Origin of the sequence: Clostridium puniceum, from assembly GCF_002006345.1 — a bacterium.
GTDB classification, from domain to species: Bacteria; Bacillota; Clostridia; order Clostridiales; family Clostridiaceae; genus Clostridium; species Clostridium puniceum.
Genome location: NZ_LZZM01000180.1, coordinates 21,866 through 35,612, shown reverse-complemented (window position 1 = coordinate 35,612; position 13,747 = coordinate 21,866). Strand labels below are relative to the sequence as shown.

Annotated in this window: 11 protein-coding genes and 1 pseudogene; all 12 read right to left on the bottom strand. The window is 28.8% G+C overall.

The features are described from left to right. Nucleotides 1–137 precede the first annotated feature (137 nt). Nucleotides 138–1,034: a dTDP-4-dehydrorhamnose reductase gene (gene rfbD, locus CLPUN_RS15340; protein ID WP_077848126.1), complete on the bottom strand. Its 897-nt coding sequence runs from the start codon at nt 1,032–1,034 to the stop codon at nt 138–140. Nucleotides 1,035–1,104: 70 nt separating this feature from the next. Then, complete coding sequence (rfbC, locus tag CLPUN_RS15335) at nt 1,105–1,683, bottom strand: dTDP-4-dehydrorhamnose 3,5-epimerase (RefSeq protein ID WP_077848125.1); 579 nt, start codon at nt 1,681–1,683, stop codon at nt 1,105–1,107. Between the two features lie 11 nt (nt 1,684–1,694). Further along, on the bottom strand, nt 1,695–2,606 hold the full coding sequence (rfbA, locus tag CLPUN_RS15330) for a glucose-1-phosphate thymidylyltransferase RfbA (protein WP_077848124.1): 912 nt from the start codon (nt 2,604–2,606) through the stop codon (nt 1,695–1,697). A gap of 129 nt (nt 2,607–2,735) precedes the next feature. Further along, entirely contained in the window at nt 2,736–3,938 is a 1,203-nt protein-coding gene (locus CLPUN_RS15325; RefSeq protein WP_077848123.1) for a Coenzyme F420 hydrogenase/dehydrogenase, beta subunit C-terminal domain, read from the bottom strand. A 60-nt stretch (nt 3,939–3,998) separates the two neighbouring features. Next, nucleotides 3,999–5,204 carry a polysaccharide pyruvyl transferase family protein gene (locus CLPUN_RS15320; RefSeq protein ID WP_077848122.1) on the bottom strand — a complete coding sequence of 402 codons (1,206 nt, stop codon included), beginning with the start codon at nt 5,202–5,204 and terminating at the stop codon, nt 3,999–4,001. 75 nt (nt 5,205–5,279) lie between these two features. Continuing rightward, nucleotides 5,280–6,608 (bottom strand): O-antigen ligase family protein, encoded by a 1,329-nt coding sequence (locus tag CLPUN_RS15315; RefSeq protein WP_077848121.1) that lies wholly within the window; start codon nt 6,606–6,608, stop codon nt 5,280–5,282. A gap of 30 nt (nt 6,609–6,638) precedes the next feature. Next, nucleotides 6,639–7,775 (bottom strand): glycosyltransferase WbsX family protein, encoded by a 1,137-nt coding sequence (locus CLPUN_RS15310; protein ID WP_077848120.1) that lies wholly within the window; start codon nt 7,773–7,775, stop codon nt 6,639–6,641. Between the two features lie 51 nt (nt 7,776–7,826). After that, nucleotides 7,827–8,828, bottom strand: a complete 1,002-nt coding sequence (locus tag CLPUN_RS15305; RefSeq protein ID WP_077848119.1) for a glycosyltransferase family 2 protein — start codon at nt 8,826–8,828, stop codon at nt 7,827–7,829. A gap of 270 nt (nt 8,829–9,098) precedes the next feature. After that, entirely contained in the window at nt 9,099–10,310 is a 1,212-nt protein-coding gene (gene cps2T / locus CLPUN_RS15300) for a beta 1-4 rhamnosyltransferase Cps2T (protein ID WP_077848138.1), read from the bottom strand. Between the two features lie 507 nt (nt 10,311–10,817). Continuing rightward, nucleotides 10,818–11,756 (bottom strand): annotated as a pseudogene (locus tag CLPUN_RS15295) (lipopolysaccharide biosynthesis protein); the annotation flags it as partial. Between the two features lie 257 nt (nt 11,757–12,013). Further along, entirely contained in the window at nt 12,014–12,538 is a 525-nt protein-coding gene (gene loaP, locus CLPUN_RS15290) for an antiterminator LoaP (RefSeq protein ID WP_077848118.1), read from the bottom strand. Between the two features lie 545 nt (nt 12,539–13,083). Continuing rightward, nucleotides 13,084–13,725, bottom strand: a complete 642-nt coding sequence (locus tag CLPUN_RS15285; protein ID WP_423237304.1) for a sugar transferase — start codon at nt 13,723–13,725, stop codon at nt 13,084–13,086. Nucleotides 13,726–13,747 lie beyond the last annotated feature (22 nt).

Genomic DNA, 13,747 nt, shown 5'->3' with positions numbered 1-13,747 from the left:
CCTTTTTCTTACTTGGACACATTCAAAAAGTAATAAGCCATCACACAACTTGTCTATTTTGCCATACTACATGTGCAAGTTCTACTAATAGTTTTTATTCTTGTCCAATACAAAATATACAGCACTTATTTGGTATGTTATTTTACTTCGTTCACCTTGTCTAATCTATATATAAATGCTCTTATTGCATCTTGCCAGTCTCTCATTTCATCACCAACAGTATTTCTAAGCATCATATTATCAAGTGATGAATATTTTGGTCTTTTCGCTAGAGTCTTGTATTCATATGATGCACATGGATTAACTTCACATTTATCTCCTGATAATTCAATTATCATTTTAGCAAAATCATACCAACTGCATTCTCCCTTACCTGTGCAATGGTATACTCCATATTCTTCTGTTTGTATTAGCTTTAATATATGATAAGCTAAGTCATTAGCGTTAGTAGGATTACCCCTTTGATCATTTACAACATTTATAATATCCTTTTCTTTTCTAAGCTTTCTCATTGTATAAACAAAATTATTACCCACATATCCATATAACCAAGCTGTTCTTACTATAAAATGTTTTGAAGAAAATTCTCTTACATAATTTTCTCCCAAAAGCTTAGTTTTTCCATAAACACTATATGGAGTAGTTAAATCATATTCAGTTAAAGGTTTATCAGAATCTCCACTAAATACATAATCAGTTGATACTTGTACTAATTTAGCCGCTACTTCACCACATGCTATAGCTAAATTTCTAGGTCCAATTGAATTAACTTTAAATGCAAAATCTCCGTTACTTTCACATCCATCAACATTTGTTGCTGCTGCACAATTAATTACTACATCTGGATTTAAATTATTTATTTTTCTTTTAACACATATTAAATTTGTTATATCTAATTCATCTACATCTAATGCTATAATCTCAGATTCTTTTATAACATCTGAAACTTCTCCTATTTCAGCTTTTCCATTTTTTATTATCTCCTGAAGCTCATTACCCAATTGACCTTTACATCCTGTTATTAATATTTTCATACCTACTTACTCCTTGAAACTTGATACATGAATAAATTTACCAACCTTTATTTATAATTTTTATACCAAATTACTTGTATATAAAGTCTTCATATTCATTTAAATTCAAGTTCTTTAAATTAGGATGTAACTTGTCCTTTTCAGATAAAATTACATTTTCTAATCTTTCTAAAGGCCATTCTATATTAATATCTGAATCATTCCACATAATTCCACCATCATATTCTGGTGAATAGAAATCTGTGCATTTATAATTAAATACTGCCTCATCTGAAAGTACTAAAAATCCATGTGCAAAGCCTTTGGGAATATAAAATTGTTTTTTATTTTCCTCGCTTAAAATAACACCTTCCCATTGTCCATAGGTTTGAGAACCACTCCTTAAATCAACAGCAACATCAAATACTTCACCTCTAGTTACTCTAACAAGTTTTCCCTGACTATGCTTTCTTTGAAAATGTAATCCTCTTAAAACACCTTTACTTGATTTTGATTCATTATCTTGAACAAAAGTCATTTTAAGTCCAGCTTCTGCAAACTGCTCTTTATTATATACTTCCATGAAATAACCTCTGTTATCTCCAAAAAACTTAGGTTCAATTATATACACTCCATCTATTTTTCTTTTATTAAACTCAAAATTCCCCATTATTGCACCTCTTATTTTTTTATTACTTCAATTTCTGATTTTATTTTATCAATTTGAATTTCCTCTACTACATCCATTAGATATCTTCCATATCCAGTTTTCATTAGTGGTTTAGCGAGTTCAGCAACCATCTTTGCGTTTATCCACCCTTGTCTATAAGCAATTTCTTCAAGACAAGCTATATAAGTACCCTGTGTATTTTCAACTGTTTCAACAAAATTAGATGCTTGAAGCATAGATGCATGAGTTCCCGTGTCAAGCCATGCCATTCCTCTACCTAATAATTGAACCTTTAACGTTCCATCTTCCATATAAGATTTGTTTAAATCTGTGATTTCTAATTCTCCTCTTAATGAAGGTTTTAATTTTTTAACCCTTTTAACTACTGAATTATCATAAAAATAAAGACCTGGAACTGCATATTTAGATTTAGGTTTTTCTGGTTTTTCCTCCAAAGAAATAACTTTACCATTATCATCAAACTCAACTACACCAAATGATTTTGGATTTTGAACATAATAACCAAATATATATGCACCACTTTCTAAGCTAGCAGCCTTTCTTAAATGTTCTGAAAAGCTTTGGCCATAAAAAATGTTATCTCCAAGTACCATTGCTACGTTATCATCACCAATAAATTCGTCTCCAATAATAAATGCATCTGCAAGCCCATTAGGCTTTTCTTGAATTGCATATTCAATATTTAATCCTAATTCTTGTCCATTTTTAAACAACTCTTTAAAATTAACTATGTCTCTTGGAGTAGATATAATTAAAATATTTCTTATTCCCGCAAGCATTAAAACTGACATTGGATAATAAATCATTGGTTTATCATATATGGGAACCATTTGCTTTGACATTGCTTTTGTTACTGGGTATAGGCGTGTTCCTGAACCACCTGCTAAAACAATTCCTTTCACATTCTCACTCCTTTAATTTATGACACAAACTATGTTACATCAATTGAAATATTTTTATTTAAATTAAATTCTTCTAATTTACTGCATTCCTGTGTCTTAGTGATTAACTTATAACTCCTTACTACCTTTTTATATTTTCCTTTGAACTATTCTTTTAATGGTTCCAAAAAATATTTTACATTTTCTTTTCAACGTTGCAAGTTCAGAAAAATTTTTAAGTGTTCTAACATTATAATTGGGATATTTTCTTCCAAGCAATTTCATCGCTAATATCTGACTATAAAGCGTTATAGTTCTATCAAACTGATGTGTTTGAATTAAATAAAAATCCTTCATTTTTTCATCATAATAATCTAATGTCATCCGATTTGAAGACGCAATTTCCTGCAATAGACTATCTCCTTTACTTGTTCTAGTAAAAATAACATTTCTTCCATTATGTTCAGAAAAATCTGGCTTTCCTTCCGAATTTAAATACCATAAATCAGCACAAGTAATATCAGCCACTTTTCCAATTCCGTCCGTACATAATCTGCAAATCGGCATAATATCTCTTCCTAGATATTTTCCCCATGCGATATTGTATTCAGCCTTATATTTGTTCCCTTCCTTATCAACAGCAGTAGCATACCCCGGCCAACCATCTCCCCTGTATTTAAAACTCATACAATTTTGAACAGAGCACCCCATATCTTTAATCAAATTAACATTAGCAGCCCTACTTGGTGTACCAGCACAGAAAAATGATAAAGTGTAGATAATCTCATTTTCAAAAGTTTTAAACTCATGCATATAATTTTTTAGTGCAACAATATCACAAGGTCTTCCAATAAAAGCATACTTTTTTCCCTTTTCAACTTTTGAATATATATCATATAATGGGGATGAGGTAATATATCGTGATCCACAACGTTCAATAATTTCAGACCTAGTAATACTACAAAATGTTTTGGTTGAAATTGGATCTTTATCAGTTACAAAAATATGAATAACACCATCAACTTTTTTTGTTTCTAATAAATAACTTGCAATTTCTGATAAAGCACCACCACTCGAGGATTTATATCTTAATGTTTCATCATTAGAATATCCTGAATACGTATGAACATAGTTTCCCCAAATATTACTCCTTTCCTCATTTGTGCTAATACCGTTTGCCGGGCATACTTTTTGACAAAAATTAGAAATAATGTTTGAATTTAATTTTGGCACAAAAAAACCTTTTTCATTAGCTTTTAGTTTTACCCCATTACTTGAATGACATAGGCCACAACCAGTACAATAATGTTCATACATTTTTACTTGATTTTTAACCATAATGTTTCCTTTCATTATCTATAATTTATATAGTAAGTACCATTATATTTTGTACGTACTGTAATATATTTAAATTTATAACGCAAGTTTAGAAATAAGTTTTTTCAAACCTATTTCATAATTTTCTATTCTTTCTTTTGCTATTTTTAGTGATACAATCACATTAGATTGAATTTTCAAATACTCTTCAACTAATCTTAAAAATTCTAGAATTGCTTCATCTGTATTCATTTTTTTACAATCAATACCTACATTATATCCTAAGCTTCCAAATACTCCTGCAAATTTTCTGCTATAAGCAATTGGTATTGTTGCAACCCCACTTGAAAAAGCACCTATAGTGGAGTGCATTCTGGCACCTGCGAAGACATCCATATGGCAAATATAATTCTTAGCATCAATCGGGTTTGTAAATTTAGGTGCCAAAATAATATCTGTATACTGATTTGCTAAATCTTTGCATACTTTATAATCGTCTTCGTAAGCTCCTTCTTCGATAACATGTGCTATCAAATGAATTTTATACTTATTAGCTTTTAACAATTGTTTTAAAATTGTCTTCATAAACTTTTGATAATCCAATGTTAAATCGAATTGGTTACTCCCTGTATATCCGCCATTCCATAATAATCCTGATACGTTAATCCCTACATTTATGTAACCTTCTACTTTTGCAGTATCATATTTTGATTTATCAAAAGGTAATCCCATAGCAACATCACTTGCCAATTCACATATACATTTTGGAGCAATCTTATGAACATATTCATAAGTTAGTTCATCTCTTACATATATTTTTTTTGCTCTCTTCATAGCATAAGCGGCAAAACGCTCATTAAATTTATAAGTGAACGGTCCTATGGTTTGTGGTGCTAATAACAATTGGCTACGATTAGACGTAATAATCTTGCAAATTGTACCTCTAATAAATCTTGTATTACCGTATATATCTGAGAAACTATCTCCTCCTGTTGCATCTATAACTAAATCGCACTTTTTAACCTCATTGTAAAAATTAAATAATATACCCACATGTCTTATACTTATCGGGTGTACTGTCCTAACATAAAGTTTTTTACTAACTAATGATTCAAACAAGTCTACAACTTTTTGTTCATTTTCAACAGTGAAAATCGTGTACTTAATATTAATATTCATTTGTTGACTTATTTTTTCAAGCATTAAAATATGGCAAATTCCTAATGCATTTACACCCAAGTTCAAATCAAAAAAATCCATATCATATAGCCCTATATTTATAATGTTGCTTTCATTTTTCATGTTTTATCCACCCTTCTCTACATTAATATAAAATTTATCACACTACTTTTCAATTTATTCTTTATATATAAATAGTTACAAAGTTTTTCTAAATTCTGTTCTTTGTATATAATTATATGCAAAAATCAAGCATACAAATATATTATATATTCTGACTGTATCTGATTGTGAAACAGAAAATAATGATACATAATATCCAACCAACACTACAAGCGCAATAAAATTAAAATTTAATTGTTTCTCATCAAATTTTCTTATCTTAGATTTCTTTTGAAAAATATTTCTTTTTAATAAATAATATAAATTTCCCACATATGATAACACTAGTACCGCTAATCCAAAGATACCATGTATAAAATAATTATAGAGATACTCATTCTCTATGGATGTTTTAATCCATGTATAGCTATAATTCAAAGTTGATTCAAATCCATATACTAAATAGGAAAATTTAGCAGAAGTTCCCATACCAAATAATTCATGGCCTTTAAGAGTTGATATTACCCAATTGTATAAATCCAAACGATTTCCTACCGCATTTGTATTCATACCAAAATCCACACTATATAACGATGAATACTTTTCATTTAAAATTGATAAAAACATATAAAGTATATTTTGCAGCTTATTCAAAATTGAGCTTTCACACAAGTTAAGTACAAATACAATTAGTAACAATGTTATTCCAATACTAAAAACCTTTTTCCATAGTTTAACAATTCCCAATTTGTATGCAATAATAATCTGTTCAATAGCTAAAATAAGCAATGTTGATCTTGATAAAGTTAATATTGCATTAATAATTACGGCCACATAAATTAATCGTAATATTTTTCTTCTTTTATCTGAAATCACATTATTAAGTCTATATGCGATTATAGCGGATAAAAAACATAAATAATTGCAATAAACAATTGGATGCGAAAATGAAGTGGCAATTCTCAAAATTCCTAGCCTTATTTCATTATAAAATTCTGCATTACCATTAGAAATCATTTGAAAAATATTAACTTTTGTAATGCCTTCGATGATACCTAAAATAGAAAGTATTCCTCCCGCAGCAATAAGAGTATCTAAGGTATATTGAAATAATTTTTTAGTCTTTATCTCAGAGGCTACAATTATACATACTACTAATTGAGCACTTATATATGCAAAAGCTTTCACAAGAGTAGTATCAAATAATGCTTGTAAAGAATATACTAACAAATAAATCCAAAAGAAGACATTGGTATGCATAAGTGGACTAAAATTTTTATTATAACAACTTATCCACATTATGATAAAACATATTGAAACTATATTTACATAATTTAAAGGACCTATATTTAAATACCAAGGAGTTAGTGGATACAGAAAAATGAAACTTCCAAAAACACTTTTTAAATTAATTTTAAATTTCATACTCAATCATCCTCATATTTGTTCTATAGATTACCAAGGAAATTCATTATTTTCTTTCAATGCATCTCTAATAGCTTCTAAATATCCAAAGCCATAACGTTCATCTGGCTCTATATATCCACCTTCTGCCCATTCATTCCATGCATAAATAAATATATAATCTTTTTTATACACTTCCCTCGCTCTTTTTATTTGCTTTGAGAAATATTTATGGAATTTTTCTGGAGTATCTCCTACATAGATTTTTCCTTCACTTCCACGTCGAGGCGAATTATCAAAACCAACAAATGCTCCCGGCATACTTTTGTTACTTAATGGTTTACGTTTTAAAATTGCATCCCATGCTTTATCAAAACTTACCTGATTAGATTTTAAAAAGAAATTTTCACCATAAGCAAGTAAATCAATTCCAAAATGCTTACCCATCCAATTTGAAAGACTTCTTCTTATAGCTTTCAAATATTTATGCTGATCCTTGAACATATCATAATATGCATATAATGGCTCAAACTCAATATCAAATTCAAAACGACTATCATCTTTGCCTTTTACTAAATCAAAATCAATATTTTGATAAGCAAAACTTACTCCATCGTCAAATCCATTTTCTTTAGCTAATTCATTCCAATAATCTAGCATTGGGTTTAAACATCCCACAATCTCAGCCCTATATATTACAATGAGAGGTTTTTTCCCGATTTTTATATATCTATCATCTTTTAAAAATGGGATTAAATAATTAAAGTGTTCTTTCCATTCCTTTTCTTCCCCGTAAGATTGAGCAATTAATACTTTTTTTGCATCTCCAACCCATGCCTTTGTCCAAGGTTCATTTGCCCAACAAATGCAAAATGGCATGTCTAACTCTTTATTAATTAACATTTGTTCCATTGGCTTTTCAAGAAGCATTTTTCCATTAAACCAATAATGATAATAACAAAATCCATAAATACCATATTTTTTTGCTAATTCAATTTGCCACTTTTTTACACTATCATCAAGCAAATTATAATAATTATCCTTTAACGGTACTCTGGGTTGACTATGCCCTTCAAATAAAGATTTGGCATTCTTTACGTTAGTCCATTCAGTAAATCCTTCACTCCACCATTCATTATTTTCTGGTATATTGTGAAATTGAGGTAAATAAAAAGCTATTGTTTTCATTTCTATCTCCCTTCTTACCCAATTAAATTATTTAAAATTATATTTTTTTGATTATACTTTTTTAAAATGTTTTTTAAAATAGTTGTATGCCAAATTTAAACTTCGTCTTCCTGTCAAAGAGCAAATAGTTGCAACTTTGTTAAACACAGGAGCTTTTTTATCAAATAGAACTTCTTTTCGATATTTTAAGATATTATGCCACAAAACTGACTCCTCTTTTTTGTACTCTATGGCGTCACCACTTTTTTGAAGCATAAAATACAATTCAACACTTCTTCTAAACAACATATTTATTGCAGCATTTTCAATTAATGAAAAATATTTTTTCACAAAAATAATATTATTTTCACAGAAAGTAATTATATCCATTCTACGATGATTAAATCCCTGCTGTGTAATACTATTATCTGTAATTCGATAAAAGTATTTAACTTCAGATGTATATGCAATTTCATGACATGCATGCATAAGTCTACATATAATTGCTACATCTTCATTTAGTTTGCCTTCTGGATACCTAATTTTTTCAAATAAACTTGATTTATAAATTTTATTCCATGCAGCAACTGAAAATATGTTTTGAGATTTCTGATACAAAATATTTTCTAGGGCTACAGAATTATTTATAACAAATTCTTCCGAATCCGTACAATTCGAGTCAAATTTTAAATCATTTTCATTTCGGAATCTTTTATAACCACAAAAAGCGCACTCGCATCCATATTTATTAACTAAATTAAACAATGTTTCAATATAACCAGATGCTACTAAATCATCGCTATCTACGAATACCAAATATTCTCCTTTAGCAACATCAATTCCCGCATTTCTAGCTGATGACAAACCACCATTAGTTTTATGAATCACTTTAATCCTAGGATCTTCTTTAGAATATTCATCACAAAGTTTCCCACCTTCATCTAGCGAACCATCATCTATTAAAATTATCTCAATATTTTTATAGGTTTGGTTAGTAACACTCTCTATACATACTGATAAATATTGTTCTACATTATAAACTGGTATTATAATTGAAATCAAACTTCCATTCATTACAGACCAACCTTTCTACCACATTTCACTTATAGAATAATTATTTTATAATAGGCATTCTTTTTATCATTATTACAACTAAAAACGATAAATTTAACATAACTATGACTTCAAGCACACATGAAATAATGAATCTTTCGTTAAACAAATTTAACAATCTCACTATCAATTTACTAATTATCTCTTCCCGTTTCAGCTTCACAATTTTTTATAAATACAACTGCTTATATACAGCACTTCTATATGACATATAATTTATGCAATACATACTTAACCATTCATTTTTTTAAATACCTCTTCATATCTGCTAACAATATAATCCCAGCTATAGTAATCATTAATTCGCTTCTTTGCTCTATTACTCAAATCTGCAATTTTTTCCTCCATCATCTTATCTCCCTCATAAATCAAATTTGCTAGACTTCCATCCTCTTTCGTCCAATAAAGGGCTCCATCTTCACCAACCTCACGATTAAAACCAACATCCAATAAAAGATTAAAATCAGTGCTTCCAAGAGCTTCTAAAAGACTCGGATTAGTCCCCCCAACTTCATGTCCATGAAAATATCCATAAGCATTTTCTCGAATCTTCTTAAGCAACTCTTGATCATAAACTGTACCAACAAATTTTATTCTCGAATCCTTATCAAAACCCGTTTTGACTTTCAGTTTATCATAAAAAGAAATCCCTTCATAATCAGTGACAAGCACAAAATCTTTCTTTGTCTTTGACTTCATAAATTCTCTGATCATGATTTCAAAGTTGTTTTCAGGTACAAAGCGACCCACCACTAAATAGTACTCTTTTGGGCGGACACCTTTTTTATCATACCAACCAATCACTTGCGGATCATCATCGGTCAAATTTGACTTACTTGTTTCAGCGCCATAGGCAATGAATGTGGTGTTGGGTTTGTATTTTTTATAATCTTCTTGGACGTATTTCTCAATATTTTTACTATCACAAATGAGAAGATCCGCATGTTTCACCATCAATTTTTCTGAAAGCTTCCAGTATTTACGTACAATAGCGCTCCACTTAGCACGCTTCCATTCATGCCCATCAGGATTTACATAGAGATATCCTCCTAATTTTTTAATTACATTTTTATAATGACCAATAAAAGGACCAATACGACAAGCTAGAATATAAATAATAGGATTTTGTATATTATTTTCCTTTATATAACTAATACAACCTTTTAATGCGTCCAAATCATAAAATACAGCTTTAGCTGGACCTATATTTAAAGCTTTTATATTGAAACACTTAGCCCCATTATGAGTATAAGTTTTTTCAATTTCCTTAAATTCCTTCTTACCATAGATAACACAATATACATAGTACTGTATATCTTGTGATTTTTTATAAAAAGTTAATTTCTCAACAAATGATTCAAAACCACCATATTTAGCCGGAATACCCTTAGAACCAATAATAAAAACATTCTGTTTATCTTTTTTCTTTACTTCACTATCCATTTCATGAATCCTCCAATTACTTGAACTTAAGAACTTATGTTTTATATGCAACTTATTTCCTAATTCAGGAAACAGCTCTAATATTCTAGTATGTTCTCTAATTAGCATAGCTATCAAATAAATGATCATTAGAATCCATCTGATAACTGGCATATTAATTAATGCATAGAACAATATGGTAACTACTAAAATATGAGCTACTGGTCGAATAAAAGTTTTCAAAGGATATAAATCTGCTTCAAGTTTTTTAGCATATTTTGCATGCAGTATAAAAGAAAGCAAGTAAGAAGCTAACGTTGTATATGCTGCTGCTACATATCCATATTGGGGTATAAAAATGTAATTGAACATTAAATTTGTAGCAGCTGATATTAACGTATTGACTGTTATATAAATCGTCCTTTTATAAAAATGTTCAACATTAACATACAGCGTATACATAAAAATTAAATAGTTTGCTAAAATTACAGGAGGTATAATACTAATACCCTCCCAATATGTTTTTGAAGCAAGTATTTTCAAAATTTCAGGTCCAACTAGGAGCAGAAAAACCATTGCATATGTCATTAAATTTACATAGTCTATAACCAAATTATTTATTGATTTTATATCCCTAACTTTTAATTTTTCCGTAAACCAAGGTATCCATCCTCCTTCCAATGATGTAGTGATAACTGTTGCTATCATTCCAAAATTGTACACAATACTATAAATACCTGTTTGAGAAGCATCTGCAAGCCAAGTAATCATTATTCTATCTGATTGGGATAAAATGTTAAGTGAGATTCCATGAATAATTAATGGTACCGAAATAGTCAAGCCATATTTAAGATAATTCCAATTAGTCAACATGTGACTTTTCCTAAAAATAAGGATTAAAAGTGAAATACAAAAAATAATGTTAATAATAGAATTAGGTATAATTTTACCCATGTATAGATTTGTTTTTACAACAAATAAAATTGCTAAAATCGAAGCAATAGTACCAATTAAATTAGGTAAAATCATTAAAAAAGTTCTAAATTTATAGCAGTATTTCATCATCAAATAATAGGAGTAATCCTGAATAATAGCAGACGAAAAGCTTTCAAATAAGCACAAAATAATTAGTGTCAAACTTATATTAACTCTAAGTAAAATTATTCCAAGAACAACAATAAGACCTATACTTGCAGAACTAACAATTGTGAAAAAGCTAGTCACGGAAATAAAATCATCAACTTTTTCTTTGTTATCTATGAACGATGCTCTAATTCCCATATGTAATGCAAAGCCTAATATCATTGATAAAATGCCTATCCAAGATGTATACGTCGTTACTATACCATAATCATAAGTTGATAGAATTCTTGTAAAAATCGGTACTGTCAGAAAAGATATGCCTTTATTAAATAAATTCCCAACTAGATAATAGGTACTCGCCTTTTTGTAATTAATAACTTCCATCAAAACCCCCTTCTTCTTTTAGTAAAATCGAATTTGACACTATCACCATATTTCTTTTTATTTCAGAGAACTCTCTTGAATTAATCAGTGATATTGCTTCTTATGTTCATCCTTACATATTGATATCCTTTCGCCAATCAATAATTCAAATCTTCAAACGACATAGCTTCGCCCATTCACATAATACAATTATGCTACCAAGCAGCTCACTATGACCTCTTAATCTTTCTATGGGGCCGAAACACCCAAAGTCAACTTCAGATTTTGTCCACTAATTCAATACCTAGTTCTACTATTATTTCTTCATTCATAAAGCTAAGATTTACCTTTGCTCTACCCTTTCTAGTATCTATCTTTATTATTTGACCCTCTAATCCTAATAAGGGTCCTGAAATTATTCTTATATTATCATTTTTTTTATATAATGTAGAAATTCCTATATTATTATCATTATTATCCAAAAGTATTTTTAACACTTTCACTTCTTTTTCTGCTACCACTAAAACTTCATCTTCATTTCTAAGTAATTTTATTATTCTAGGAACTCTTTTTAATTTGTAATAAACTTCTATATTCATAATAGCCTTTATAAAAACATATCCTGGAAATAATGTTCTTTTTATCTTACTCCATTTCCCATTTTTTCTTTCTATAAGCTCTCTTGTTGGAACAATAAATTGATATTTATCTCCCATTTCTTTTTCAAGTATCTTTTTTACTTTTCCTTCTTGATTTGTATTTACAAATAATACATACCAAGCTTCATCTTGTTGCAAATACAAATACATTCCCCCTTGCTTATTTAGTTTAAATGTATCTTAATATTCATGCTTGTTTTCTTAATTTTCCAATCCTAATTTTACTTAAATATTCCTTATTTTGAACATTAACCACCCATTTCATTTTTATCGCATAACTTGTTCTTTAATTCTTCTGAATTAAACACTATAAATCCAAATTAGTACATTTTTAATATGGTAGCTTTCTATTTTTTATACTTTTAATAGAACTTCTTCATTATTAAAGTCTAAGTGCTCAACTAAATCCTAATTATGAAATTTCTTTAATGAGATTATTCTCTACCATAATTATATAGACTTTAATTAAGTGCTTATAATATAGACTATGCATTTATAAAACACATTATTCCATTAACCATGTTTCACAATTAATTGATCTTTCTAACTTAATCCTGTTGAAGGCATTAATCTTTAACCAAATCTAAATTCGTTTTTTGAATACAACAAATATTTATACAAAAAAACTTAACCGCTCATAATCAATTTACAAGCTAGTTAAGTTTCTAATATTAATTTATCACTTTAATTTAGCTTGCATGCTTGTCTCCAAATAATACAAAGAAAGTTTTTAATATTAATATAGAATCAATTAAAATGTTTCTCTCATTTACGTATTTGACATCTAATTTCATCCATTCTTCAAATTCAATATCGTTTCTTCCTGCTACTTGCCAATAACATGTTAGCCCTGGCTTAACATTTAATCTTTTCAGCATCCAATCTTCAAATTGTTTAACTTCTTTTAAAAGAGATGGTCTTGGTCCAACTATACTCATTTCACCTTTTAAAATATTAACTAACTGTGGCAGCTCATCTATGCTTGTTTTTCTAATAAATTTTCCTATATGTGTTACCCTAGGGTCATTTTTCATTTTAAACATGGGACCAGTTCTCTCATTTTCATCAGCTAATTTTTCTTTAAGCTCTTCTGCGTTACTTACCATTGATCTGAATTTGTACATCTTAAATACTTTACCGTATTTACCTACTCTATCTTGTTCAAAAATTATAGGACCTTTGGATTCAATTTTTATAATAATTGCTACGACTAATAGTATAGGCATCAAAACTATTAATCCTATTGAAGAACAAATTATATCTATAATTCTTTTTAGAAATTCATATAATTTTTTATATTTTATTTGTCCTTTTAAGATTGAGTTTTGCACACTAATCCCCCTTATTAACATT

Excerpts from the sequence above, each read along its gene's own strand:
- rfbD (WP_077848126.1), bottom strand. The coding sequence starts at position 1,034 with ATGAAAATATTAATAACAGGATGTAAAGGTCAATTGGGTAATGAGCTT.
- rfbC (WP_077848125.1), bottom strand. The coding sequence starts at position 1,683 with ATGGGGAATTTTGAGTTTAATAAAAGAAAAATAGATGGAGTGTATATA.
- CLPUN_RS15325 (WP_077848123.1), bottom strand. The coding sequence starts at position 3,938 with ATGAAAGGAAACATTATGGTTAAAAATCAAGTAAAAATGTATGAACAT.
- CLPUN_RS15320 (WP_077848122.1), bottom strand. The coding sequence starts at position 5,204 with ATGAAAAATGAAAGCAACATTATAAATATAGGGCTATATGATATGGAT.
- CLPUN_RS15315 (WP_077848121.1), bottom strand. The coding sequence starts at position 6,608 with ATGAAATTTAAAATTAATTTAAAAAGTGTTTTTGGAAGTTTCATTTTT.
- CLPUN_RS15310 (WP_077848120.1), bottom strand. The coding sequence starts at position 7,775 with ATGAAAACAATAGCTTTTTATTTACCTCAATTTCACAATATACCAGAA.
- CLPUN_RS15305 (WP_077848119.1), bottom strand. The coding sequence starts at position 8,828 with ATGAATGGAAGTTTGATTTCAATTATAATACCAGTTTATAATGTAGAA.
- cps2T (WP_077848138.1), bottom strand. The coding sequence starts at position 10,310 with ATGGATAGTGAAGTAAAGAAAAAAGATAAACAGAATGTTTTTATTATT.